The sequence below is a fragment of the Streptomyces populi genome, from assembly GCF_002911015.1.
GTDB classification, from domain to species: domain Bacteria; phylum Actinomycetota; class Actinomycetes; order Streptomycetales; family Streptomycetaceae; genus Streptomyces; species Streptomyces populi.
The window spans coordinates 1-24,557 of the sequence record NZ_KZ626841.1; the positions used below are offsets into that span (position 1 = coordinate 1).

The window sequence follows — 24,557 nt, forward strand, 5'->3', positions numbered from 1 at the left end:
GGAGTCCCACGGCGGGGTGCCCTCGCGCATCGTGGACGTCAGGTCGACGACCCGGGGGCTGCGGGCGACGCTCGCCAGGTCCGAGCCGAAGATGTAGGCGATGTCGGGGTAGGAGCCGGCGGCGAGCGCGGCCGTCACCTTCTGGAGCATGGCGTCGGCCACCACCCCGCCGCCCGAACTGTCCACCCGTATGTGCGGGTGGGCGCGGTTGAACTCGGCGACCAGCGCCTCCACGGCCTTCCTGGCCGTGTCGTTCTGGCCGTGCCACAGCTCGACGGTCACCCGGCCGTCGGCGCCGACGCCGTCAGGGGAGGCGCCGCAGCCCGCCAGGGCCCCGGCCGCCGCCGCTCCGAGGAACAGCCGGCGCCGCGCGATCGCGCGTGTCATCCGGGCCTCCCTCAGCGGGTCCTGCGGACGTAGTCCGCGCTGCCGGGTGTCGAGACGTTCACGTCCCGGCGCACGATGCTCAGCCGGCCGCCGAAGGCCGAACGGGCCTTGCGCAGGCCGCTGTCGGTGTACTCGACGACCACCACCCGGTCGTGGAAGGCCTGCGCGTACGTGCCGCACTCGTCGTACTCGCCGCACTCCTCCGCGACCGCGAAGTCGAGCCCGGTCCGTTTCCTCAGTCCCGCGAGTTCGGCGGTGTTCTTCTGACCGATCGCCAGATGCCGTTCGTGCGCGTGCCGCGAGAGCAGGGTGATGAACGCGGTGGCGTCGTCCGCGGTCAGCAGCTTTTCGGAGCGGGTGTAGCTGTCGTAGTTGTCGGGCTCGACGGCGTCGAACCCCTTGTCGGCGCAGTCGTCGATCCACCGCTCGACCCGCTCGGCCACCCTCCGCCGCTTGTCCGGCGTCCGGATGTCCAGCAGCGCCTCGTTCCAGTCCTCGTCGACGACGACCTCGCCGTCCGCGTCCCGCAGCAGCAGGTCGGCGGGCCACTGCCCGCGCTCCTCGGGCTGGGCCTGGAAGGCGTTGACGTAGCAGATGTTGTACAGGCCCCGGACCGGGGAGGAGGAGCGGTCGCGGCTGACGATGCGGACGTCGGCGGCCGGCGGGTAGGCACCGCCGATCTGGTAGTCGAACCCCGCGTGGAGCGGGGGGAGTCCGACGGCGGTGGCGGTCCGGACGGAGCCTGTCGCCGGTCTCGGCGAGGCGCTCGTGTCCCGGTCCGCGCCGCAGCCCGCGAGGGTCAGGAGAGCGGCCAGGGACGTGGCCGTGCCCAGGACTCCGCGGCGGAGAACACGTTTGACGGGGGGCATGTCCGCTCCATCAAATCGCGAGTACGTCCCCGCCTCGGACGCTTCGAGCGATCCTGGCGACTTTGGCCGGACTTGAACGTGGTCCGTTACCGGCTGGGCGCACCTCTGCGTGCCGGGTCGCACCACGGCACGCAGAGGATCAAATCGTGCATGCCCGACTTCGTCAAGTGCCCGCCCCGGCGGAGGAAGCCGCCGGGGCGGGCGGACCCGCCCTCAGGGATGCGGGTGGTGCGGAGGATGCGGCGGCGGGGGCGGGAGCGTCGTGACGTCCGGTGCCGGTTCGGGCCACACGAGCAGCACCGGGCAGGGGGCGTGGTCGACGACGAAGCGTCCGGCCGGTCCCAGGCTGTGCGGACCGAGCCGGCTGCGGTCGCCGTCGCGGGCCAGCACGAGCAGACCGGCGCCCTCGGCCGCGGCGACCACCTCCCGCTCCACCCGGCCGGTGCGCTCCAGGGGGGTCGCCGGGCCGCCGAGCCGCTGGGCCGCCGCGTCGAGGAGCTCGGCCGCGGAGACCGTGCCGAGGCTCTCCAGGAGGTCACCGGGATCGGGCTCGGAGCGTCCGCGTCCGAGGAGCCCCGCGAAGGCGCCGTGCGCGAGACCGGGCACGGCGGGGTCCGTGACGTGCAGCAGCACCACGTCCGTCGCGCCGGGAGCGTGCGTCCGTACGGCGTCCACGCACGCGGGCCAGGTTCCCTCGACCAGCCAGACGACCACCCGCATGCCCATCAGCCTCCGATGACGTGGAGCGAGACCCACAGCGCCAGTACGGCGGGGACCAGTGCCGCGGGCACCGCGATCAGGCCCAGCCGGGTGAACTCCTTGAGGTCGACGCCGTGTTCGTGCTGATGCACGATACGCCGCCACAGCAGCGTCGCGAGGGAACCGGCGTACGTCAGATTGGGCCCGATGTTGACGCCGAGCAGGACGGCCAGCACCGCGCCCGCGCCCGAGTCGGCGGCCAGCGGCAGCAGGACGAGGACCGCGGGCAGGTTGTTGATCAGATTGGCCAGGACGGCGGCGAGCGCGGCGACGCCGAGCAGCGCCGGAAGCGAGCCGCCGTCCGGAAGGAGGTCGTCGAGGGCGCCGGCCAGACCGTTGTCGACCACCGCGCGGACGACGATGCCGAGCGCGAGGACGAAGGCGAGGAAGGACGGCGCGGCGGCGCGCACCACGGTGAGCGGGGTGGTGCGGCGGCGGACGAGGGCCCGGCCGGCCAGGACGAGCGCCCCCGCGGCGGCGGACCAGGCCGGGTCGATCCCGACGGCCGAGGCGAGGACGAACCCGGCCAGGGTGCAGCCCACGGTGATCAGGGCGAACAGCGGCACCTCCGGCGGTTCCTCCGCGCGCCGGGCGGACGCGCCGGCCGCGAGGTCCCGGGCGAAGAAGCGCCGGAAGACCAGGTACTCGGCGCCGATCGCGGCCAGCCAGGGCAGCACCATCAGCGCGGCGAACCGGGTGAAGCTCAGGCCGCTGGCGGTGAACGCGAGCAGGTTGGTGAGGTTGGAGACCGGCAGGAGCAGCGAGGCGGTGTTCGACAGGTGGGTGCACGCGTACACGTGCGGTTTCGGGCGGGCCCCCATGCGTGCGGCCGTCGCGAACACCACCGGGGTGAGCAGCACGATGGTGGCGTCCAGGCTGAGGACCGCCGTGATCGCCGAGGCGAGCACGAACACTGCCGTCAGCAGCCGGCCCGGCTGCCCCGCGGCCCAGCGGGCCATCCAGGCGCCGCACGCCTGGAAGAGCCCCTCGTCGTCGCAGAACTTGGCCAGGACGAGGACGGCCGCCAGGAAGCCGATCACCGGACCCAGATGGGCCGCCTCCGCCCGGGCGTGGTCCCAGGAGATCGCCCCGGTGGCGAGGACCAGCCCCGCGGCGGGCACGGCCACGACCGCCTCCGGCCAGCCGAACGGCCGTACCACCGCGCAGACGAGGACCGCCGCGAGCAGGACGACGGACAGCGTCTCGGCGAGCGGGCTGCCGAGGGCCGCGGCCAGCGTCCCGGCGAGAGCGGTGCCGGCACCGCCGGGGTGCGGCGCGGGGACGTGGGCACCGGGACCGGCGGAGAACGCCCCGGTGAGCTGAGCGCCCTGACCGGCGGAGAGCGATTCGGCGAGCCGGGTGCCGGCCACGCCGGGGAGGCCTTGGACGAGCGGGCTGTTCAGGATGGTGTCCTCCGGACGGTGATGGCGGCACCCTCCATCACATCAGACAAGGACCCGCCGACCTGCGAACACCCTCCCGTCACGCCACCGCGCCGACCCGGACCCGTCCCGCACGGCCCTGGCTCCGGACGGAGGAAGCACCCCCGCCCCCGGCACCCCCGGACGGCCCGGCCTCCCCGGGGCGGCCCGCCCCCGGGCGGCCCGCCCCCGGGCGGCCCGCCCCCGGGCGGCCCGGCGCCGGGTATTGTCCGGCCCTTCACGCCCCTGGCCCGCGAACGGTCCGCGCGCCGGACCGGTGGAGTGCCCGCCGCACGCCTCCGGACGGCCGACGCCGGGCGGGTGACCGGCCGCCACCCGTCCCGGACGGCCCCGGTGACCGCTGCCGCCCCGCCCCTGAGGGGCTGTCACTCCTCGTCGAGGAGGGTCAGCTCCGCCCAGATGGTCTTGCCCTCCGGGGTGTGCCGGCTGCCCCAGCGCTGGGTGAGCTGGGCGACGAGGAGCAGCCCGCGCCCGCCCTCGTCGAAGGTCTTCGCCCGGCGCAGGTGCGGCGCGGTGGGACTGCTGTCCGAGACCTCGCAGATCAGCGTCTCGGAGCCGTGGATGAGCCGCAGCCGGATGGGCGGTTCGCCGTAGCGGATGGCGTTGGTGACCAGTTCGCTCACCACCAGCTCGGCCGTGAACGTGGCCGCGGTCAGTCCCCAGACCTCCAGCTGACCCGAGACCTGCTTGCGGATCGGCGCGACGAGGGCGGGGTCGGCGGGGATGTCCCAGGTCGCCACGTCGGACGCGGCGAGGCCCTGGGTACGGGCGAGCAGCAGCGCCACGTCGTCCGGTGCGCCGCCCGCGGGAAGCAGGGCCCGCAGGATCGCGTGGGCCGCCTCCTCCAGGTGCCGTGACGACTCCTCCAGGGCCCGGCAGAACAGCCGCAGGCCGGTGTCGACGTCCCGTTCGCGGCTCTCGAGCAGGCCGTCGGTGTACAGGGCGAGCACCGTGCCCTCGGGCAGGTCGAGCTCGACCGACTCGAAGGGCAGTCCGCCCACGCCGAGCGCCGGACCGGGCGGCATGTCGACCTGCCGGGGCGGTCCGTCCGGTGGCAGGACGAGGGGCGGTGGATGACCGGCGCCGGCGAGCGTGCAGCGCCGCGAGACCGGGTCGTACACCGCGTAGACGCAGGTGGCGCCCACCTCCGCGGCGGTCCCCTCGGCCCCGGCCTCGGCGGAGAGCCGTACGACGAGGTCGTCGAGGTGGGTGAGCAGCTCGTCCGGCGCCAGGTCGATGTCGGCGAGCGTACGGACGGCGGTGCGCAGCCGGCCCATCGTGGCCGAGGCCTGGACGCCGCTGCCGATGACGTCGCCGACGACCATGGCGACCCGCATCCCGGACAGCGGGATCACGTCGAACCAGTCACCGCCGACCCCGGCACGCGCCGCGGGCAGATAACGCGACGCCGCCTCCAGGGCCGCCGTCCGGGGAAGGGTCTGGGGGAGCAGGCTGCGCTGCAGGGCCAGCGCGGTCTGCCGCTCGCGGGAGAAACGGCGGGCGTTGTCGATGCAGACGGCGGCCCTGGCCGTGACCTCCTCGGCCAGCAGCACGTCGTCGGCGGTGAAGGGGTCGGGCCGCCGGAACCGGCTGAGGACGACGACCCCGAGGGTCCGGCCGCGGGCCCGGACGGGCACCGACATGGTGGCGTGGACGCCGTACTCCCGGACGTGTCTGCCGCGCGGTCCGTCCCAGCTCAGCCATTCCTCCAGCGTGCCGGTCCCGTTCGGCGCGACGAGGGGCCGGTCGGCGATCAGCGAGTCGGCCTGCGGCGAGGACGCGGGATAGACGGCGGCGTCGCCGGGCCGTACGACCGCTTCCGGGTCGCCCGCGTTCACCGACCGGTGGGCGGCGCGGCGCAGCGTGACCGGGGCGGTCGGCGGCCCGACGCGGTACTCGCCCCCGTTCTCCGGGGGGTCCAGCAGATCGACGCTGACGAAGTCGGCGAGAGCGGGGACGCAGACGTCGGCCAGCTCCTGGGCCGTCAGGGTGACGTCGAGGGTGGTGCCGATGCGCACGCTCGCCTCGTTGACCAGCTGGAGCCGCTCACGCGCCCGGTACTGCTCGGTGAAGTCGTGCGCGGCCACGCACACGCCGATCACCCGTCCGTGGGTGTCGGTGAGCGGGGCGATCCGCGCGAGCCAGTGGTGCGCCCGGTTCTCGCCGCCGGCGCGCGCGTACGTCTCCACGTCACGCCCCCGGCCGGAGGCGAGGACCTCGGCCATCTCGCGTTCCAGCCGCTCGCCGGTCTGCCGGGCACCGATCTCGGAGACCCTGAGGCCCCGGATGCGGTCCTCCGGGAGGCCGATCACCTCGGACATCGCGTCGTTGAGGCCGTACAGTCGCAGCCGCTCGTCGTAGACGGCCATGGCGCAGGGCGCCTGGGCGAGGAGCGCGCGCACCAGTGGGTCCTCCGGGGTGCGGGGCTCCCGGCCCTCCAGCGGGGTGAGCACGAGCCAGTCGCCGCCCTTCTCCAGACGGTGGGCGAGCAGCCACACGGACAGCACCCGGCCGTCGCGGTGGCGCAGGCCTAGCACTCCGCTGCGGCGGTCGTCGCCGGCCCCGGGGAGCGGGACGGTGTCCGAGGAGGCCAGGAGATCCGCCGCCGGGCGGCCCTCGACCTCCTCGGACGGGTAGCCGAGGAGTCGGCGAGCGCCCTCGCTCCAGTGGATCAGGGTGCCGTTCCCGTCGATGACCGCCCGTGCGGTGGCGGCCTCGTCGAGAGGGTGGACCGGGCTCATCGTCGCCACTTTCCCTCGTGCGCACACTCACAGTGAACAAGCGCGTCGTCCGGGCTCCAGCCTAGTGGCTGGGCGTCTCGCGCACCCCCGAACCCGAAGGGCCCGGACAGCCGTTCGCGGGTGCGTTCCCGGCCGGTGCGGCTCGCGGGACCAGGGCGAGCGCCGGAGGCGACGGCCGGACCCGGCACGGCCGGACCCGCGAACTCCGTGCGTCCCGCGTCAGGATCCGCGCGAGCACGGGCAGTTGCCGGGCGACGGCCCCAGGGGGCGAGAGCCCGCCGCTCGTGGCGGGTGGGCGGGGGCGGCTCGATCGGCGGACGGCGGCGCCGGGCGTCGGAGCCTTCCCGGGGCCGCCGACCGAGGGCGGGAGGAACGGGGTCGGCGGCCGGGTTCGCGCGGGAGGGCCCGCCGTCTCGCGCGAGGCCGTTCGAGAAGGGCCGGTCCCAGTGGACTACGGAGGCCGGTGCGCGGGGAGCGTGCGCGAGAACCCGGTGTGCGTGCGCGATTCACACGGGGCGCACGGAATATCGAAAGCCGGTACGGTCCCGCGGGACCGCCGATCGCTTTTGACATTCTTTCAATAAGGCTGATCTCGCCCATGCGCCTTGTTGGTCACGAGTGTGTTGTGCGAGGGTGAGCCTCCCGCGCTTGGTCAAGGGCCGGGTCTGAATCGCTGTTCGCCATTCCCGGCTGTCGACGAGCTCAAGAGGCTCCCTGAGCGACGGTCGCCGCACGGCCTTCGTCCCCGGCCGTTCTCCCGGCGCTCCGTCAAAAGGTCCACACCAATCGGGACTCCTTTTCGACGGGCAAGCACGTCCTGTGTGCCACCTTGCACCTCGGAAGGAACCCGCTCCCGTGCGCACCCCCCACCCGCCGCTGCCCGACCGTCCGCCCGGCGGATATTTCGGCGAGCCCGACGACGGCCTCGCCGCTCTGCTGAGAGACGGGGCGGACGCCGACACCACCCGTCCCGTCGCCCTGCTGACGGCCCGGCACTGGCGCCCGGCGTACGACTACGCGGTGATCTGCCTCGCCACCTCGTCGCAGGTCGCCTCCATGGTCACCGAGGCCTCCTTCCACCACGTCCTCGACGGCCTCGGCGCGGGCGAGCCCGCCCTCGCGCTGCGGCCCCTGCTCCTCGTGACCGTCCGGGACACGGTCCGGAGCTGGGCGGCGGACGACCGGATATGCGAAGCCCTGCCTGCCCTGCGGAAACCCGCGGGGGGCCGCGGCATGCGCGCGGCGCAGTCGATGACGGCCGAAAACCGCAAGCTCGCCGAGCACGCTTTCCTCGCTCTTCCGGGCGCGGCCCGGTGCCTGTTGTGGCACACCGAGGTGGAGGCCGAGTCGCTGTCCGTGCCGGCCGGTCTTCTGGGCATGGAGGCCGACGTCGCGGCGGCCGCCTGGGAACAGGCCCGTGAGCAATTCCGCCAGGGCTGCCTGCGCGCCCATCTGGAATTCGCCCCGACCAGGGAATGCCGTTTCCACAACCGGCTCCTCGACGTGCCGATCCGGCGCGGCGGACCTTTGCTGCCGGATGTCCAGCAGCACCTGTCGGAGTGCTCCTACTGCCGTCACGCGGCGGCGCAACTCGGCCATTTCGAGGGCGGGCTGGGGATCCTGATCGCGGAGTCCGTGCTCGGCTGGGGCGCCCGCCGCTACTTCGACTCCCGCCGGGCGCGCGGACGGCAGCTGCTGCGGTCCCGCGGCGGCTCGCCGTTCGGCGGCAAGCGGCAGCGGGGCGGTGAGCGAACCGGGAAGAGCGGGCGTCTTCTCGGTGAGGGACGCCCGGCGGGCCGTGAGCGCCCCGGAAAGGGCGGACGCTCCGGGGACGACGTGCGTCCGGAGAACGGCGAGGGCCCGGCGGTCCGCGGGGGATCCGGCACGGACGGACGCCCCGGCGGCGAGGGGCGCTCCGGGAGCGGCGCGGCGGCCGACGGGCGGCCCGGCGCGGGCGGACGCCGTCGTCCGCAGCCCTTGTTCTCCTCGACCGGACGCCGGGCCATCAGGCCGACGGAGGGGTCCCGACAGGCGCTGGTCACCGGGGCCGGTCTGTCGGCCGCCCTGCTGGCGGCCGTCCTCGCGGTCAGCCTGTGGCCGAACGAGGAGGGCGGCACCGACACCGCCGCCTCCATCGGCGCGAGCAGCAGCCGGTCCCTGCCACCCGGCCAGGGCTCTCAGGTCCCGCCCGTGACGTCCACGCCGTCCGCCGCGGCCGGGACCTCCGTCAAGGGCGAACACACCCGGCTGCGCAACATGGACTCCGGCCTGTGCCTCGACGTCCGGGACGCCAGGGCCGTGGAAGGCGCCGAGGCCACGCAGGAGGCGTGCTCGTCCGCCCCGACCCAGCAATGGGTCCACGAGCGGGACGGGCTGCTGCGCAGCGCCGCCGACGGGCGGCTGTGCCTCGACGCGCGGTCGGACGACGGGGTCCTGCTCCTCGGTCCCTGCGCCGGCAAGGGCGACGAGCGGCGCGAGGACCAGCGCTACACCCTCACGGCGGAGGGCGAGATCCTGTCCCGCGGCCGCGGTGGACTGGCCGTCGCGCCCGCGTCCACGCACCCGGCCGCCGACATCGTGGTCAAGGTCCGCGACTACTCCGGCATACAGCGCTGGCGGACCGGGAGCTAGGGAGGCCCCCGGTCCGCCGGTACGCGGTCACGGCTACGAGACGACGTCCCGGGGCGGCTCGCCCGCGACGAAGTCCGCCGCGTTCCGCACGGCCGCGAGCGCGATCCGTACGAGCGTCTCGCGGGTGACGCCGGCGACGTGCGGGGAGAGCACGACGTTCGGCGCCTTGAGCAACCGCAGCGCCGGAGTGGGCGGTTCGGGGTCGAAGACGTCGAGCCCGGCTCCGGCGAGGGCGCCCGCGTGCAGCGCGTCCGCGAGGGCGTCCTGGTCGATCAGGGCGCCCCGCGAGGTGTTGACGACGAACGCGGTCGGCTTGAGCAGCGCGAGCCGCTCGGCGTCCAGCAGATGGCGGGTCGCCTCGGTGAGCGGCGCGTGCAGGGTGATGTAGTCCGACACGCGCAGCAGCTCCTCCAGTTCGACATGGCGGGCGCCGAGCCGGGCCTCCGTCTCGGCGGAGGCGCGCGTGGGCCCGGCGTACACGACGCTCATGTCGAAGGCGACCGCGCGCCGGGCGACCTCCTCGCCGATGTGGCCGAGTCCCACGATGCCGAGCGTCTTGCCGGACAGTTCGGTGATCGACTGCTGGAGCCGGGGCAGCGCCCAGTCCGCCTCGGTCAACGCGGTGTGGGCGGGAACCAGTTGCTTGGCCAGGGCGAGCATGAGGGCGAAGGTCTGCTCGGCCACGTTCTGCTTCTCGGCGCCGCTGGAGCCGATGTTGCACACGGGTACGCCCCGCTCGCGCGCCGCGTCCAGGTCGACGTAGTCGAAGCCGTGGCTGGCGCACTGGATGAGTTCCAACTCGGGTGCGGCCGCGATGTGTTCGGCGGTGACCGGGCCGAGGCCGGTCACCACGACATGGGCCTCGCGCAGCGCGGCGGGGTCCTCGTCCGTGGCCTCCACGACGGTGACGCGGGCCTGTCCGGGGAAGAGCGTGGCGAGCGCGGCTCCCGCCGTACGGCCGCCCACGTGAGGGGAGACGACGGCGAGCACGTTCTTGGTGACGGTCATGCGTTGTCCTCGATCAGGTCGTCGGGGCCGAGGGAGGCCGGGCGGGAGTGCCCGGACAGGGCCAGGGTGAGGTCGAACTCGGCGAGCAGACAGCGGACGACGTGCTCGACGCCCGCCTGCCCGTCGAGGGCGAGACCGTAGGCGTAGGGGCGTCCGACGAGCACCGCCCGCGCGCCGAGGGCGAGCGCCTTGAAGACGTCGTCGCCGGTGCGGACACCGCTGTCGAAGAGCACGGTGAGCCGCTCGCCCACCGCCGCCGCCACCCGGGGCAGCGCGTCGGCGGCCGCGACGGACCCCGCCACCTGCCGGCCGCCGTGGTTGGAGACCACCACGCCGTCCATCCCGGCGTCGGCGGCGTGCCGGGCGTCGTCCGGGTGCAGGATGCCCTTGAGGACGATGGGCCCGTCCCAGTTCTCCCGCAGGAAGGCCAGGTCCGGCCAGGTCTTGCCGGGGTCCGCGAACATGCTCACGAAGTGCATCACGGCCGCGTTCGGGTCCTCGTGCACCGGCTTGGCGAGCCCCGCCCGGAACGCCGGGTCGGAGAAGTAGTTGGCGGTGCCCACGCCGTGCAGGAACGGCAGGTACGCCTGGTCCAGGTCGCGCGGGCGCCAGGCCAGCAGCGGGGTGTCCAGGGTGACGAACAGCGCGGTGAACCCGGCCGCCTTCGCCCGGTCCAGGAAGCTGCGGGTGACCTCGCGGTCCTTCGCCCAGTACAGCTGGAACCAGCGCTCGCCGTCCCCCATGGCCTCGGCGACCTGCTCCATGGGGGTGCTGGAGGCCGAGGACAGGACGTACGGGACGCCCTGCGCGGCGGCGGCGCGCGCCGCGGCGCACTCCGCGTCCGGGTGCATGATCGACAGCACGCCGATCGGCGCGAGCGCGAGCGGCGCGGGCAGCGGGCGCCCCAGCACCTCCACGGACAGGTCGCGGTCGTGGACGTCCCGCAGCATGCGCGGCACGATCCGGCGCCGGGCGAGGGCCTCCCGGTTGGCGCGCGCCGTGCTGCCGTCGCCCGCGCTCCCCGCCACGTAGCCGACCGGGCCGGGGCCGAGCCGCCGCTCGGTCAGCTCCTCCAGCCGCGTCAGATCGGTGGGCAGCCGCGGCACGGCGCCCGTCATCCCGTTCAGATAGATCTCGTACTGGAAGTCGGCCCAGTGCTTCGCCATCCGTACGTCCCGCCTCTCGTCCCCAAGACCGCGCTGTACGGGGTCGATCCTGGCGAGGGTGACAAGTCCCGTCCACCGTGGTGCGCACAACGTGCGGCTGGAATCATCACGGTGTGACAAACAAGCCGTCCGGGATCCGGGAACGCATCCGGCAGGAGATGGTCGCCGACCCGGGGGTCGTGGAGGCGATCGTCGCCGCGGTCCACGAACAGGTCCCGGTGTACGCGGCGCTCGACGACAGCCGGCTGCCCGAGGTACGGGCCATCGCGGCCTGGGGCCTGGAGAGGCTGCTCCACCTGTGGGCCACCGACGGCGCCCTGGGACCGGCCGACCTGAGGCGTTTCCGGGGCATCGCCTCGGCCCGGGCGGCGGACGGGCGCCCGGTGCGGGCGGTGCTGCGCGCCTACCGGGTCGCGGGCACCGTCCTCACGGACGAGGTCGCCGCCCGCGCGCCCCGCCTCGGCGCCGCCGACGCCTTCGCGCTGGCCCGCATGCTCCTCGTCAGCCTCGACACCCTCTCCGAGGAGATGGCCACCGCGTACGCCGCCACCAGCGAGGACCTGGCCGGCGACCGGAGCCGGGCGCTGCGGCTGCTGCTCGACGACCTGATCGCCGGGCGGCACGCCTCGGTGGGCGCGCTGACCGACCGCTCCGCCCTGCTGGGCGTCCGGCTCCCGGACCCCTGCGCCCTGCTGGTGGCGGAGCCGGCCGCCGCGGACCGGCCCGATCCGGCGCACGGGACGGCGACGGACCTGCTCGACGCGCTGGCCGTCCCCGGGGACGAGACGACGCCGCTGGCGACGGTGCGGGGTTCCCGGGCCGTCCTGCTGCTGCCGCTCGCGGCGGCGGTGCGCGTGGGAGCGGTCCTGGGCGAACGGTCCTGGCGCGGGTGCGTCGTCACCGGCGAGAGCCTGGAGCGGATCGCCCTCGCGCACCGGCTCGCCGCCGACGCGCTCGACACCGCACCGGCCCACGCCCACCGGTCCGGGCACGTGCTCACCGACGCCGACGCGCAGGTCCTCGCCCTGCTCGCCGGGCGTCCGGCCGCCGCGCCGGACCACATCGCGCGGCTGGTGCTCGGGCCGCTCACCGAAGCCGCGCAGGGGCACCTGCTGGAGGCCCTCACGACGTACATCGACTCGGGCTCGGCGAACGCCGCCGCGCGGGCCCTGCACCTCCATCCGCAGTCCCTGCGCTACCGCCTGCGCCGGGTCCGCGAACTGACCGGCCGCGATCCCCGCGACCCCTGGCACCGGCTCACCCTGGACATCGCCCGGACGATCCGCGACTGAGGACTCCGGGGACCCGGCACGGGAGACGCCCGGCCGGCCCGGCGGCCGCGTGGGGCGGGGCGGACGCCGGTGCCATGGCGCCCCGCACGGTGTGGCCGGAACGCGCCGGTCCGCTCACTCCTCGTCGCCGGGAGCGGCTCCCGGTCCCGCGTCCGGGCCCTGTGCGCGGACCCGCTGCACGTGCTCCAGCGATTCGCGCAGTTCGCCCAGCCAGTCGTCGGTGTGCCGCTGCACGAGACGGACGCACCAGGCCAGGGCGTCACTGCGGCTGCGGGCGACCCCGGCCGCGACGAGCGTGTCGAGCACCTCGCGTTCGGGTTGGCGCAGCCGTGTCATGACGGGCGCGGCGACATGGGTGAACAGGGCGCGCTCGGTGCCGCACTCCACGCCCCAGGAGACCTTCTTGCGGAAGCGGTGCTCCGCCTCGCGGGCCACCTCCACGCGGTCCTCGCGGGTGCGCTCGCGGAATTCCTGGACACGGGCCCGGAGCGCCGCCTCCTTCTCGGCGTCCGAGGCGCCTTCGGCGAACTTCGGCTCGGGGATGCGGCCGACGACGGTGATCTCCTCCCGGTCGGCCGTGACCTCGGTCAGGCTCTCGAAGAGGTCGTCGGGCAGGCGGCCGGCGAACCAGCCGCGCAGCTTCTCATGTTGCTCCGATGTAATCATGTAATCACGATTACTCTCTCGCGATCGAAGCGCAAGGGGTGCCGGGGGAGTCCGCCGACAGCGGAAGTCGAGGCGGCGTGCCGGTCCAAGCGGAATGTTTCAGGCCTATTGCTGAGCCGTGTCATTCCGGCCAGGCGGCCGTCGGCGATCGTCGGGGGCCGCTCAGTTACGGGCCTCAGGCGTTCGAATTCTGTGACTTCGAGCCACTGATTCAATACTCAAAGTTACCGAAAAATGTGGGGTCGATGTGTGTTTCCTGTGCGGACTCGGCAGACTCGCGCTCGCCGATCCGGCACCGACCGAGCCGGTATCGCATTTCGATCGAGCGGAAGGATGCACACAATGCCGAACACCGCGCGTTGGGCAGCGACTCTCACCCTGACGGCCACCGCCGTCTGCGGCCCCCTCGTCGGGTCCGCCCACGCAGCCCCGTCCGGGCTCTACGCCCCCTCCGCCCTGGTGCTCACCACGGGCCACGGCCAGACCGCCGCCGCCGCGACTCCGGAACGCGCGGTCACCCTCAACTGCGCCCCGACGGCTTCCGGGACCCATCCCGCCGCACCCGACGCCTGCGCCGAACTCCGCGCGGTCAAGGGTGACTTCGACGCGTTGACACCCAGGAACGATGTCTTCTGTACCAGGCAGTACGACCCCGTGGTCGTCACGGTGGAAGGCGTCTGGCAGGGCAAGCGCGTCTCGTACGAGCACACCTTCGCCAACGAGTGCGTGAAGAACTCCTACGGGATGACGGTCTTCGCGTTCTGAGAGACCGGGATCGCGTGGCCGTCGTGGACATGGACCGGGATCCGTAGCTGGGGAGTGCGGGCTCCGACACGAAGCGCCATGTGATTTCGCACCGAGGGCCGGTCAGACGGAGTGGGGCCGTCGACCGGCCCTCGGCATGTCCGCGTGCGGCCGCCCGCTCGGCGGCGGTACGGGCGTCACCCGCCGCGGGGTGCCGCCGCGGGCGCCCGGCCCGTCCCGTACCACGCCGGAGCGGGCCGTGCGTCTCGCGGACCTCCGGTGTCACCGTTCCGGGGCGCCCGGGATGCGGGGGCGGCCGGAGTGGGGTAGCGGTGGACCATGGGCGCACTCCTCGACTGGGACCAGCGGCTGTTCACGCGGGTGGCCACCGCGCGGGTGCCGGGAGCCGATCCGGCGCTGCGGCGGCTGAGCCACGCGGCCAACCACGGCCGCCTGTGGTTCGGCGCGGCCGCGGGGATCGGCCTCGTCGGCGGGCCGGCCGGACGCCGGGCGGCGCTGCGGGGCCTCGGCTCGCTGGCCCTGGCCTCGTTCACCGTCAACACGCTGGTGAAGTGGAGCGCCCGCCGCCCCCGCCCGCTGCTGGAAGGCGTTCCCGCGATCCGGCACCTGGCCCGCCAGCCGCACACCACGTCCTTCCCGTCGGGACACTCCGCCTCCGCCGCGGCCTTCGCCACCGCCGTCGCCCTGGAGTCCAAGCGGTACGGCGTCCTCGTCGCGCCCGTGGCCGCCGCCGTCGCCTTCTCGCGCGTCTACGTGGGGGTCCACTACCCGGGAGACGTCCTCGCCGGCGTGGCCATCGGCGCGGGCGCGGCCGCCCTCACCTGCCGCTGGTGGCCGCCGCGCCCCGTCGTGCCGGAGCGGGAGCGGCCCGCGGCGCGGGCGCCCGCACTGCCGCTCGGCAAGGGGCTGGTCGTCGTCGTCGACGACCCGGCCGGTGCCGGGGACCCCGAGGTGCAGCCGATGTACGTCCGGCGGCTGCGCGCCCTGCTGCCCGAGGCCGAGGTGGTCGAGCGGGGCCCCGACGACGACTTCACGGAGCTGCTCGCCGCGGCGGCCGACCGGGCCGTGGGGACCGGCGGCGCGCTCGGTGTCTGCGGGAGCGGCGCCGGGATCGCCGCCGCCGCCCACGAGGCGGCCGAACGGGGACTGGCGCTGGCCGTGTTCCCCGACGGCGCCGCCGACCGCTTCGCGCTGGACGTGGGCGTCCCGGACTTCGAGGCCGCCTCCGTCGCGGTCGCCCGCGGCGAGGCGGTGTCGGTGGACATCGGCGTCGCCCGTTCGGGCACGGGGGAGGACACCTGGTTCCTCAACGAGTTCAGCATCGGCCCGTACCCCGAACTCGTGCGGCTGCGGGCGCGGTTGGAGCGGCGCTGGGCCGACGTGCCGGCTGCGGCCGTCGCCCTGCTCCGGGTGCTGGGCGCCGCCCGCCCCGTCGAACTGAACGTCAACGGCCGGCCCCGCCGCCTGTGGCTGTTCCTCGCGGGCAACGGCCATTACGTGCCGGAAGGGATCGCTCCCGCCTTCCGGCCGAGGCTGGACGAGGATCTGCTCGACGTGCGCCTGGTCGACGCCGGCCGTCGCCTCGCCCGCACCCGGGCCGTCGCCGCCGCGGCCCTCGGGACCCTGGAGCACTCACGGGTCTACGAGGCGGAGCGGGTCCCCTGGGTGGAGCTGGAGGGGATCACCGGCGCGGACGCCCTCGCGTACGACGGCGAACCGCGCCTCGGCGCGGCCGGGCTGAGGCTGGAGAAGGAGTACCGGGCCCTGGTCGTGTACCGGCCCGTCCGGGAGCCGGGCGAAACGGTCCAGGAGGCGGGCCGGGCCTCCGCGCGGTCACGGGTGAGGGGCCGCCGTCTCCCTGCGGACGGCGGCCCCTCGGCCTGACGGGTGACCGGGCCGGAACCCGGTCAGGGACCGGTCACATGTGGACGACGGGTGCGGCGTCCGGGTCCTGGACCGGCCTGCCGCGGCGGTAGAGCACGAGCGCGATGAGGGCTCCCGCGGCGAAGAAGCCGGCCGACCACCAGAAGGCGGTGGTGTAGCTCTCGATCGTCGACTGGGCCTGGACCAGCTTGTCCGTCACGTCCTTGCCCGCGAGGTAGCTGGTCGCCGCGCTCGCGGCGAGCGTGTTCAGCAGCGCGGTGCCGATCGAACCGCCCACCTGCTGCATGGTGTTGACGGTCGCGGAGGCGACACCCGCGTCCTCGGGGGCGATGCCGTCGGTGGCCAGCGACATGGCGGGCGGCATCACCATGCCGAGGCCGGCGCCGATCAGCAGCAGCTGGGGCAGGACGTCGGTCGAGAAGGACGAGCCGACGCCGATGCCGGTCAGCCAGGCCATGCCGAGCGCGGCGACCGCGAAGCCCGCGGGGATGACCGCCTTCGGTCCGATGCGGGGCACCAGGACCGTGGTGGAGACCTGCGCCATGACCATCAGGGCCGCCATCATCGGCAGGAAGGCCACGCCGGTCCTCGTGGGGCTGAAACCGAGGTTCAGCTGGAGGTAGTAGGTGAGGAAGAGGAAGACGCCGAACATGCCCGCGCCGGTGATCAGGACCGTGAGGAACGAGGCGGCCCGGTTGCGGTCGAGCAGGACGCGCATCGGCAGCAGCGGGTGCGCCGCCCGGGTCTGCCACCACGCGAACGCGGCCAGCAGGACACCGCCCGCGACGAGGAAGCCCCAGGTGGCGGGCGAGCTCCAGTCGTGCGTCTCGGCGTTGGAGAAGCCGTAGACCAGGGAGAAGAGGCCGGTGGAGACCAGCACGGTGCCCGGCAGGTCCAGCTTGGAGCCCGCCGCGTCGCGGTGACCGCTCAGCAGGACCCAGCCGCCCGCGAAGGCGACGAGCGCGAAGACGAGGTTGACGAACAGCGTCCAGCGCCAGTCGAGGGCGTCGGTCAGCAGGCCGCCGAGCAGCAGGCCCACCGCGCCGCCGGCCCCGGCGATGGCGCCGTACACGCTGAACGCCTTGGCGCGCTCCTTGGCGTCGGTGAACGTCGTGTTCAGCAGGGAGAGGGCGGCCGGGGCGAGGAGGGCGCCGAACACGCCCTGCAGGGCGCGCGCGGTGACCAGCATCCCGAATCCGGTCGAGGCGCCGCCCAGGACCGAGGCGGCGGCGAACCCGGCGACGCCGACGAGGAACGCGGGCTTGCGGCCGAAGAGGTCCGCGATGCGCCCGCCGAGGAGGAGCAGGGAGGCGAAGGCGAGCGAGTACGCGGTGACGATCCACTGCCGACTGCCGTCGGAGAAGCCGAGGTCCGCCTGGGCGGAGGGCAGGGCGATGTTCACGATGGTCGCGTCGAGGACCACCATCAGCTGGGCGATGCCGATGATCGAGAGGATCCACCACCGGCGCTTCGACGCGGCGGCGGACGCGGTGCCCGCGGCACCCGCGCCGGTGCCTTTGGTCAGGGTCTGGGACATGGGAGAAGCACTCCAGGGAAGTCGCTCGGGGCGTGCACGTAAACGAAACGGTTTCGTACACATCGACGATCCGACCCTAGACCTCGTCGAGCGAAACGGCAACGTTTCGTTAGGTGGCCGGATGTGACGTGCGTCCCATGCATTCCTTGACAGCTATATAACCAACGAGAAATATTGGAGTCATGTCCGACGACACCGCGCTCTGGGCGGCCCTCGCCGACCACCGGCGGCGGGCCATCGTCGCGCTCCTGCTGGAGCGCCCCCGGACCGTCGGCGAACTCGTCGAGGCCTGCGGACTCAGCCAGCCCGGCACCTCGAAGCACCTGCGGGTACTGCGCGAGGCGGGGCTCGTGCGGGTACGGCAGGACGCCCAGCGCCGGGTCTACGCCCTCGATCCCGCCCCGATCGCCGCACTCGACGCCTGGCTCGCCCCGTACCGGGCGCTGTGGAACGAGAGCCTGGACGCCCTCGGCCGCCGTCTGGACGAGAGCCCGGCCGACGCGGCGGGCGGTCCGTCGGACCGTCCGGAAGAGCCGTTCCCGCCCGGCCGGAGACGGCCGGACGGCGAAGCGACCCGGACCGGGGCGCCCGTACCGGGGGCGCCGACGCCGAAGCCACCCTCGTCGAAGGAGTGAGTCACCATGTCCGCCGAAGCCACCGCACGCACCGGCACGTACCTCACCCTGGACGACGGCCGCCCCGCCGTCCGCTTCAGCCGCGTCTACGACCACCCCGTCGACCGCGTCTGGCGGTTCGTGACCGACCCCGGCGAACTGGCCGGGTGGTTCCCCTCCCGCGCCGAGATCGAGCTGCGCCCCGGCGGCGCGATCACGTTCAGCGGCGATCCGAACATGCCGGAGTCGACGGGGCGTGTCCTCGCCGTCGACCCGCCCCGCCACCTCTCCTTCGAGTGGGGCGGTGACGAACTGCGCTTCGACCTCGAGGCCCTCGACGCCGGCCGCACCCGCTTCACGCTCACCGACGTGCTCGCCGCCCCGGACGCCGCCGCCCGCAACGGCGCCGGCTGGGAGGTGTGCCTCGCCGCCCTCGACGCGGCGGCCCGCGGGGAACGCCCCGAGGGCCCGCACGCCGGGGGAGAGGCGGCCTGGAAGGGGATCTACGACGCCTACGTCGAAGCGGGCGTCCCCTCCGGCGCTCCCGTCCCGGGCGCGGGCTGACCGCTCAGGCCAGCTGCCGCCGCACCAGCTCGTGCAGCCGCCCGCCCGTGTCCGCCAGCAGCTCCGCGGGCGGGCCCTGCTGGGCGATCCGGCCGTTCTCCATCACGATGACGCGGTCCGCGTCCAGCACCGTCGACAGCCGGTGCGCGATCACCACCCGGGTGGCGTTCAGCGCCTTGGTGCTCTCGATCACCGTGCGCTGCGTCGCGTTGTCCAGGGCGCTGGTCGCCTCGTCGAGGAACAGGATGCGGGGCCGCCGTATCAACGCCTGCGCGATCATGAGGCGTTGACGCTGGCCGCCCGAGATCGCCCCGCTGCCCGCCACGAGCGTGTGCAGCCCCATCGGCATCCGCCTGATGTCCTCGGCCAGCCCCGCCATCTCGGCCGCCTCCATCGCCTCCTCCGGCGTGTACGGCTCGGTGCCGCAGATGCAGTCGAGGATCGACCCGGTGAAGGGCTGCGCGTGCTGGAGCACCACACCGCACTGCCGCCGTACCGCGGACCGGTCCAGGGCGCCGAGGTCCTGGCCGTCGTACAGCACGCTGCCCGAGACCGGCCTGTCGAAGCCGATCAGCAGCCGCAGCAGGGTGGACTTGCCGCAGCCGCTCGGGCCGACGACCGCGACGAACTCGCCCGGCCGGACGGCGAACGACACGTCGTCGAGGACGAGCGGACCGTCGTCGGCGTACCGGAACGACAGCCGCCGTGCCTCGATCGCCCCCGACAGGACACCGGGACGCGTACTCGCCCCGCGCACCTCGGGCGTCGCGTCGAGCACCGGCCTGATCTCCTCGAACATCGGCAGCGCGGCCGCCGCGGAGACGAGCGCCCCGGTGATCTGGGTGACCGACGTCAGCAGCATCGTCAGCGACGTGTTGAACGTGAGGAACTCCGCGGCCGACAGCGAACCGCGCGCCGGGCCCGCCAGGAGCATGAACATCAGCAGGGTGCACAGCGGCAGGTACACCGCGCCCATCACCGTGGTCAGGTTCTTGACGCGGCCCACCCGCCCCTGGAGTTCACGGCTGCGCGCGAACTCGCCCGCCCAGGCCGCGTACGCGTAGTTCTCGGCCGCCGCGACCCGCAGCTTGGGCAGTCCGCGCAGGGTCTGGAACGCCTGGTTGTTGAGCTTGTTGCCCAGCGCGACCAGGCGGCGCTGCCCGCGCACCTGCCACAGGCCCAGACCCAGGAACACCGCCGCGACGACCGCGAGCATGCCCGTCGCGGCCAGCGCCATGGGCACGCTGTACCAGAGCAGCAGGCCCAGGTTCATCGCGCCGACCGTGCCCGCCTGCGCCAGCGTGGGGCCGACTCCCGCGAGCAGGCGCCGGATCGCGCTCACGCCCATGGCGGCACTCGCGAGCTCACCGGTCGAACGAGTGGTGAAGAACGAGGTGGGAAGTCGCAACAGGCGGTCCCACACGGCGGGTTGGAGCGTCGCCTCGATCCGGCCCTCCATCCGCAGCAGGGTGAGGTTCTGCAACAGCATGAACGCCGCCGACACGACGCTGGTGACCATCAGCGCGAGACAGACCTGCGCGATGAGGCCGTGCTCCGCCCGCGGTACGTAACTGCCCAGCACCCGGCCGGTCGCGACGGGCACCAGGGCGCCGATCGCCACGGTCACCAGAGCGCTGACCGCGAGGTTGCGCAGATCCCCGCCCGTCCCGGCCAGGGCGAACCGCAGCAGGCGCAGCGGGCCGAGCCGCCGCTCGGGCAGCGGGCGGTAGAACATCACGGCCCGCGGCTCGAACTCCGGGGCGTTGGCCCTCTCGACCGGCGTCTCCCGCCCGGACGAGGGCGTCACGGCGACGTAGCCGCCGCGCCGCCACAGCAGGGCCACCGGAGCGCCGGACACCGCCCGGCTGCCGACCAGCGGGCCGATGTCGTCACGCCACCAGCGCCCGTCCAGCCGTACGGAACGGGTGCGCAGCCGTGAGGCGAGCGCGATCCGTTCGACGGGGTCGAGCCGTTCGCTCTCCGCGCCGCCGCCCGACCGTCCGGCCAGGGTGATCCCGGCCGCACGGGCGACCAGCTCGCAGGCCGCGTACGTGGCGTCGGCCTCGGCCGCCGTCGGCCGCTTGGAGGTCCGCCTGCCGATCGAGGCGAGCAGCGCCCGGTCCGCCTGGTCGCGGACGGCCTCGCCCGCCTTGATGCCCGCCGCCGCGCGGTCCTCGTGGCCGGCCTCCAGCTCCTCGATCCAGCGGTCCAGCGTGGACAGCAGCCGGTACTGCTGGTCGACCATCCCCTGCCAGAGGCCCGGGTCCATCAGCAGATCGGCCGCGGCCTCGGCCCCGTACAGCGAGCCGTACCGCACGCTCCCCGGCGGGACCCGCATCCAGAACACGTCGTCGTCGGTAGGCGCCGGTGCGTTCCCGGCGGCCGTCGGCGCCTGGAACAGGACGGTGAGACCACGCCCCACGCCGAGCGCGAGGGCGTGCTCCAGGGGGCTCGACACGGGCGGCACCAGCTGCGGATTGCCGTACGCGTCGTACGACCAGGTCGCGGTGCCGGCCGGTTCGTACAGCTCGCGCAGTCCGATCCGGCGCAGCTCACAGCCCCGCAACGGCCGCCCCACCAAGGTGTGCTGAGGACCCGTCACCGGACCGAGCAGCAGGGAGCCCGCTTCGAGCCGGCCGAGATGGTGCCAGTGCCCCTCCCCGGCCGCGTCGACCGCGAACAGGTCCATGGCCCCCGCGACCACGAGCCACAGGACCTGCGGACCCTCCAGATCGAGACGGCTCAGGCCCGCGTGGCCGACCGGGGACCCCATGCCGGCGAGCGCCCCGAGCACGAGGTCCTGCTCGTGGACGCCCTCGTGAACCGTGGTCATCTCAACGCTCCCTGACCAGGGCGGCGTAGGCGCCGCCGGCCGCCACCAGTGCCTCGTGCCGCCCGCGCTCCACGACCGAGCCGTGTTCGAGCACGACGATCTCGTCGCTGTCCCGGACCGTGCTCAGCCGGTGCGCGATCACCACGCAGGCGCAGCCGCGCCGGCGCAGGTTGTCCATGACGGTCTGCTCCGTCTCCGCGTCCAGGGCGCTGGTCACCTCGTCCAGCACCAGGATGCTGGGCCGGCGGACCAACGCCCGCGCGATCTCCAGGCGTTGCCGCTGACCGCCGGAGAAGTTCCGCCCGTCCTGCTCCACCCGGCTGTGGATCCCGCCGGGCCGGCGCGCGACGACGTCGTACAGCGCCGCGTCCTCGAGCGCGGCGGAAACCGCCTCGTCGGGGATCGAGGGGTCCCACAGCGCCACGTTGTCGCGGACGGTCCCCTCGAACAGGAACACGTCCTGGTCGACGAAGGACACCGACGACGCGAGCGCTCCGCGCGGTATGTCCTCCAGACGGCGGCCGTCGATACGGATCGTGCCCTCCCACGGCGTGTACAGGCCCGAGATCAGCCGGGACACCGTCGACTTGCCGCTGCCCGAACCGCCGACTAGCGCGACCTGCTGCCCGGGCCCCACGGTGAGGGAGAAACCGGTGAGCAGCGGCTCGTCGAGGGGGCTGTAGCCGAACGTGATGTTCTCCAGCTCCACGAGACCCCGCAGCCGCCGGGTGGATCCACCGGCGCCGGGGCGGTCGTAGAGCGGGTCGGTACGGAAGTTCTCCACGTCCTTGAGCCTCGCCACGTCGGCCGCGAAGTCCTGGATGCGGCCCGCGACGCCGTTGAGCCGGGTGATCGGCGCCGTGAACCGGGTGACCAGCGCCTGGAAGGCGACCAGCAGACCCACGGACACCTGGCCCTCGACCGCCCGCAGCCCGCCGATCCACAGGATCAGCGCGCTGTCGATCATCGCGAGCGTCGGCGCGACCACGCCCAGCCACGCGCTCGGCACGCCGAGGCGCTGCTGCTCCTCCAGCGTGGTGGCGTGCTGTCCGGCCCACTTGCGGAAGTAGCCGTCCTCACCGCCGGTGGCCTTCATCGTCTCGATCAACTGGAGCCCGGTGTAGGCGGTGTTGGTCAGCCGGGCGGTGTCGGCGCGCAGTTTCGCGGTGCGGGTGGCGCGCAGCCGGATCACCACGCGCATCGCCACCACGTTGAGCAGCGCGACACCGATGCCGACGGCCGTGAGCTCGGGGTCGTAGGTGTACAGCAGTACCGCGTACAGCACGACGACGACCGCGTCCACTCCCGCCGCGGCGAGATCGCGGGCCAGGGTCTCGGCCACCGCGTCGTTCGACTGGAGCCGCTGCACCAGGTCGGCGGGGCTGCGCTGGGAGAAGAAGGTGACCGGCAGCCGCAGGAGATGCCGCAGGAACCGGGCGCTGGAGAGCGTCGAGGAGATGATCCGGCCGCGCAGCAGGTTGGCCTGCTGGAGCCAGGTGAGCACCACCGTCAGCAGCACCGAGGCGCCCATCGACGCGAACAGCACGCCGAGCAGCGAGCTCTGGCCGCCGATCAGGTACTGGTCGATGAACGTCCGGCTGAGCGCCGGCACGGCCGCGCCGACCGCCACCAGCAGCAGACTCGCCAGCACCGCGACGGGCATCGTGCCCGAAGTGCCGCGCAGCCGGGCCGGCATGGCGCCCAGCACCCCCGGTCTGCGACCGCCCCTGCGGAAGCCGGGGCCGGGCTCCATGGTCAGGACGACCCCGGTGAAGCTGGTGTCGAAGTCCTCCATCGGCACGAAACGACGGCCCTTGCCGGGGTCGTTGACGAACACGCCCCGGCGTCCGAGGCGGCGGCCCATGCCGTCGTACACGACGTAGTGGTTGAACTCCCAGAAGAGGATCGCGGGTCCCCGCACCTCGGCGAGCGCGGCGGTGTCCATCTGCATGCCCTTGGCGGTCAGACCGTAACCGCGCGCCGCTTTCAGCAGGTTGCTCGCGCGTGAACCGTCCCGCGAGACACCGCACGCGATGCGCAGCTCCTCGAGCGGGACGTGCCGGCCGTGGTGGCCGAGCACCATGGCGAGGGACGCCGCACCACACTCGACCGCCTCCATCTGGAGCACGGTGGGGGTGCGGACACTCCTGACCCGGGTCTTCGGGACGCTGCGCCGGGGCGGGGCGGCGCGCCGTCTGCCGCGGGTCTCCGGTGCGGCGCTCACGGCAGGAGCCAGTCGAGGGGGCGCTGACCGGCCAGCCGGACGGACGCCGTGGCCAGGGTCATGGAGTCGAGCGCGTAGGGCGGCCCGTCCGCGGACGACCACTTCAGGCCGCTGCGGCCGGCGGACGAGCGGTCCAGCGCGACCAGTACGGCGACCGGCCTGCCCTTCCGGCTGAACTGCTCGCCCAGTTGGGCGTCACCGAGGTAGGCGGCGATCTGCTGCCGGGTCTGCGCGCCGCGCCCCACGGTCCTCACATGGCCGCGCAGCACTCCGTAGCGCTGGGCGGGCACCGACTGGACGGTGAGGTCGACGGCGGCTCCCGCGGGAATGGCGGCGGCACTCGCGGCGGAGACGTACACCGTCGCGTACAAGGGGTCGCCGGCGTGGGCGACCTTTTCGACGGCGGCGACGTTCGCGCCCGTCGAGATGATCGCGCCGATGGTGGCGGCCAGGGCGGTGACCCGGCCGGCGGCGACCGCGCGCACGACGGCCGTGTCGCCCTGTGCCGTACGCACCTTGAGGACGGGAGCGTTCTCGGGGAGCCGCGCGCCCTCCTTCACGAGGACCGCGGTGACCTGCCCGGCGACGGGGCTCTGGAGGATGTAACTGCCCTGCGCGTGGGTGAGGACGGCCGGCGCGCCGACGGTGGAGGCGACGGTGCCGGTCACGGCCCAGACGGAGGCGGCGGCCATGGCGAGCACCGTCACGGCCAGCGCGAGCCGGCCCTGCGGGCGGGCGAGGCGTACCGGAAGGTCGAGCTCTTCGGGCGACCGCAGTCTGGCGAGGGCCTGTTGGCGGAACTGCACGGGTCTCTTCTCACCTGTTCGAGAGGCTCACGGCACCCGGGAGTCCCGGAACCGGTGGGGCGGCTCCGGGACTCGGCGGCGTGAGACGCGATCAGAGACCGGCGACCAGACCGGTGACCGGGGCGGTGTTCAGGCCGGTCACACCCTCGACGGTGCCGATGGCCGTGCCCACGATGCCGGAGACCGGGGCGACGCCGTCCACCAGGCCGGTGACGGTGCCGACGGCGTTCAGCGAGAGGCCGCCGGAGACGTTGTCGAGGTCGGCGTCGGAGATCTCGGCGGTCTCGACACGGGGGGTGGAGTTCATGACGGAACTTCCCTTCATATGGGTCTTCACAAGGGGGGAGGGCGGCCCTGCTGGGGGACAGA

18 protein-coding genes and 1 pseudogene are annotated in these 24,557 nt (G+C 73.9%); 6 read left to right on the plus strand and 13 right to left on the minus strand.

The features are described from left to right. The 5 genes from CW362_RS01225 to CW362_RS01245 form a co-directional block, all read right to left on the minus strand. Positions 1–387 (minus strand): extracellular solute-binding protein (locus tag CW362_RS01225; protein WP_162683932.1); only part of this gene is annotated, 387 nt, incomplete at its 3' end. Between the two features lie 11 nt (positions 388–398). Further along, positions 399–1,256: an endo alpha-1,4 polygalactosaminidase gene (locus CW362_RS01230; protein WP_103547379.1), complete on the minus strand. Its 858-nt coding sequence runs from the start codon at positions 1,254–1,256 to the stop codon at positions 399–401. Between the two features lie 213 nt (positions 1,257–1,469). Continuing rightward, positions 1,470–1,976 (minus strand): universal stress protein, encoded by a 507-nt coding sequence (locus CW362_RS01235; protein ID WP_103547566.1) that lies wholly within the window; start codon positions 1,974–1,976, stop codon positions 1,470–1,472. Between the two features lie 5 nt (positions 1,977–1,981). Next, the gene (locus tag CW362_RS01240; protein ID WP_103547567.1) at positions 1,982–3,250 is read right to left on the minus strand and encodes an arsenic transporter; all 1,269 of its coding nucleotides are present in this window, start codon (positions 3,248–3,250) and stop codon (positions 1,982–1,984) included. 572 nt (positions 3,251–3,822) lie between these two features. Beyond that, a complete protein-coding gene (locus tag CW362_RS01245; RefSeq protein WP_103547380.1) occupies positions 3,823–6,198 on the minus strand; it encodes a SpoIIE family protein phosphatase in 2,376 nt (791 codons plus the stop codon). A gap of 855 nt (positions 6,199–7,053) precedes the next feature. Between CW362_RS01245 and CW362_RS01250 the strand changes: the two genes are divergently transcribed. Then, the gene (locus tag CW362_RS01250) at positions 7,054–8,829 is read left to right on the plus strand and encodes an RICIN domain-containing protein (RefSeq protein ID WP_103547381.1); all 1,776 of its coding nucleotides are present in this window, start codon (positions 7,054–7,056) and stop codon (positions 8,827–8,829) included. A gap of 33 nt (positions 8,830–8,862) precedes the next feature. Here CW362_RS01250 and CW362_RS01255 read toward each other — a convergent pair whose 3' ends face one another. Both CW362_RS01255 and CW362_RS01260 read right to left on the minus strand, forming a co-directional pair. Then, on the minus strand, positions 8,863–9,837 hold the full coding sequence (locus CW362_RS01255; RefSeq protein WP_103547382.1) for a 2-hydroxyacid dehydrogenase: 975 nt from the start codon (positions 9,835–9,837) through the stop codon (positions 8,863–8,865). Continuing rightward, complete coding sequence (locus tag CW362_RS01260; RefSeq protein ID WP_103547383.1) at positions 9,834–11,003, minus strand: lactate 2-monooxygenase; 1,170 nt, start codon at positions 11,001–11,003, stop codon at positions 9,834–9,836. The genes CW362_RS01255 and CW362_RS01260 overlap by 4 nt, the downstream gene beginning before the upstream one ends. Before the next feature lie 113 nt (positions 11,004–11,116). Here CW362_RS01260 and CW362_RS01265 point away from each other — a divergent pair, with 113 nt between their 5' ends. After that, the gene (locus tag CW362_RS01265; RefSeq protein WP_103547384.1) at positions 11,117–12,295 is read left to right on the plus strand and encodes a PucR family transcriptional regulator; all 1,179 of its coding nucleotides are present in this window, start codon (positions 11,117–11,119) and stop codon (positions 12,293–12,295) included. 114 nt (positions 12,296–12,409) lie between these two features. Here CW362_RS01265 and CW362_RS01270 read toward each other — a convergent pair whose 3' ends face one another. Then, positions 12,410–12,961: a hypothetical protein gene (locus tag CW362_RS01270; protein ID WP_103547385.1), complete on the minus strand. Its 552-nt coding sequence runs from the start codon at positions 12,959–12,961 to the stop codon at positions 12,410–12,412. Between the two features lie 342 nt (positions 12,962–13,303). On the opposite strand from CW362_RS01270, the gene CW362_RS01275 reads away from it, so the two are divergent. Both CW362_RS01275 and CW362_RS01280 read left to right on the plus strand, forming a co-directional pair. After that, complete coding sequence (locus CW362_RS01275) at positions 13,304–13,726, plus strand: protease inhibitor (RefSeq protein WP_103547386.1); 423 nt, start codon at positions 13,304–13,306, stop codon at positions 13,724–13,726. Positions 13,727–14,044: 318 nt separating this feature from the next. Further along, entirely contained in the window at positions 14,045–15,610 is a 1,566-nt protein-coding gene (locus CW362_RS01280; protein ID WP_103547387.1) for a bifunctional phosphatase PAP2/diacylglycerol kinase family protein, read from the plus strand. Between the two features lie 34 nt (positions 15,611–15,644). Here the strand turns inward: CW362_RS01280 and CW362_RS01285 are convergent, their stop codons facing one another. After that, a complete protein-coding gene (locus CW362_RS01285; RefSeq protein WP_103547388.1) occupies positions 15,645–17,147 on the minus strand; it encodes an MFS transporter in 1,503 nt (500 codons plus the stop codon). 182 nt (positions 17,148–17,329) lie between these two features. On the opposite strand from CW362_RS01285, the pseudogene CW362_RS01290 reads away from it, so the two are divergent. Continuing rightward, positions 17,330–17,647 (plus strand): annotated as a pseudogene (locus CW362_RS01290) (ArsR/SmtB family transcription factor); the annotation flags it as partial. Between the two features lie 141 nt (positions 17,648–17,788). After that, the gene (locus CW362_RS01295; protein WP_103547390.1) at positions 17,789–18,325 is read left to right on the plus strand and encodes an SRPBCC family protein; all 537 of its coding nucleotides are present in this window, start codon (positions 17,789–17,791) and stop codon (positions 18,323–18,325) included. Positions 18,326–18,329: 4 nt separating this feature from the next. Here the strand turns inward: CW362_RS01295 and CW362_RS01300 are convergent, their stop codons facing one another. The 4 genes from CW362_RS01300 to CW362_RS01315 all read right to left on the minus strand — a co-directional run bounded on the left by CW362_RS01300 (position 18,330) and on the right by CW362_RS01315 (position 24,495). Continuing rightward, positions 18,330–21,158, minus strand: a complete 2,829-nt coding sequence (locus tag CW362_RS01300) for an NHLP bacteriocin export ABC transporter permease/ATPase subunit (protein WP_103547391.1) — start codon at positions 21,156–21,158, stop codon at positions 18,330–18,332. Between the two features lies 1 nt (position 21,159). Further along, complete coding sequence (locus CW362_RS01305) at positions 21,160–23,382, minus strand: NHLP family bacteriocin export ABC transporter peptidase/permease/ATPase subunit (protein WP_103547392.1); 2,223 nt, start codon at positions 23,380–23,382, stop codon at positions 21,160–21,162. After that, entirely contained in the window at positions 23,379–24,188 is an 810-nt protein-coding gene (locus tag CW362_RS01310) for an HlyD family efflux transporter periplasmic adaptor subunit (RefSeq protein WP_103547393.1), read from the minus strand. Before CW362_RS01310 ends, CW362_RS01305 begins: the two co-directional genes overlap by 4 nt. A 91-nt stretch (positions 24,189–24,279) precedes the next feature. Beyond that, the gene (locus tag CW362_RS01315; protein ID WP_103547394.1) at positions 24,280–24,495 is read right to left on the minus strand and encodes a type A2 lantipeptide; all 216 of its coding nucleotides are present in this window, start codon (positions 24,493–24,495) and stop codon (positions 24,280–24,282) included. Positions 24,496–24,557 lie beyond the last annotated feature (62 nt).

Coding starts and splice junctions, on each gene's coding strand:
- CW362_RS01255 (WP_103547382.1), bottom strand. CDS start 9,837: ATGACCGTCACCAAGAACGTGCTCGCCGTCGTCTCCCCTCACGTGGGC.
- CW362_RS01235 (WP_103547566.1), bottom strand. CDS start 1,976: ATGCGGGTGGTCGTCTGGCTGGTCGAGGGAACCTGGCCCGCGTGCGTG.
- CW362_RS01260 (WP_103547383.1), bottom strand. CDS start 11,003: ATGGCGAAGCACTGGGCCGACTTCCAGTACGAGATCTATCTGAACGGG.
- CW362_RS01275 (WP_103547386.1), top strand. CDS start 13,304: ATGCCGAACACCGCGCGTTGGGCAGCGACTCTCACCCTGACGGCCACC.
- CW362_RS01285 (WP_103547388.1), bottom strand. CDS start 17,147: ATGTCCCAGACCCTGACCAAAGGCACCGGCGCGGGTGCCGCGGGCACC.
- CW362_RS01270 (WP_103547385.1), bottom strand. CDS start 12,961: ATGATTACATCGGAGCAACATGAGAAGCTGCGCGGCTGGTTCGCCGGC.
- CW362_RS01245 (WP_103547380.1), bottom strand. CDS start 6,198: ATGAGCCCGGTCCACCCTCTCGACGAGGCCGCCACCGCACGGGCGGTC.
- CW362_RS01295 (WP_103547390.1), top strand. CDS start 17,789: ATGTCCGCCGAAGCCACCGCACGCACCGGCACGTACCTCACCCTGGAC.
- CW362_RS01300 (WP_103547391.1), bottom strand. CDS start 21,158: ATGACCACGGTTCACGAGGGCGTCCACGAGCAGGACCTCGTGCTCGGG.
- CW362_RS01280 (WP_103547387.1), top strand. CDS start 14,045: ATGGGCGCACTCCTCGACTGGGACCAGCGGCTGTTCACGCGGGTGGCC.
- CW362_RS01230 (WP_103547379.1), bottom strand. CDS start 1,256: ATGCCCCCCGTCAAACGTGTTCTCCGCCGCGGAGTCCTGGGCACGGCC.
- CW362_RS01315 (WP_103547394.1), bottom strand. CDS start 24,495: ATGAACTCCACCCCCCGTGTCGAGACCGCCGAGATCTCCGACGCCGAC.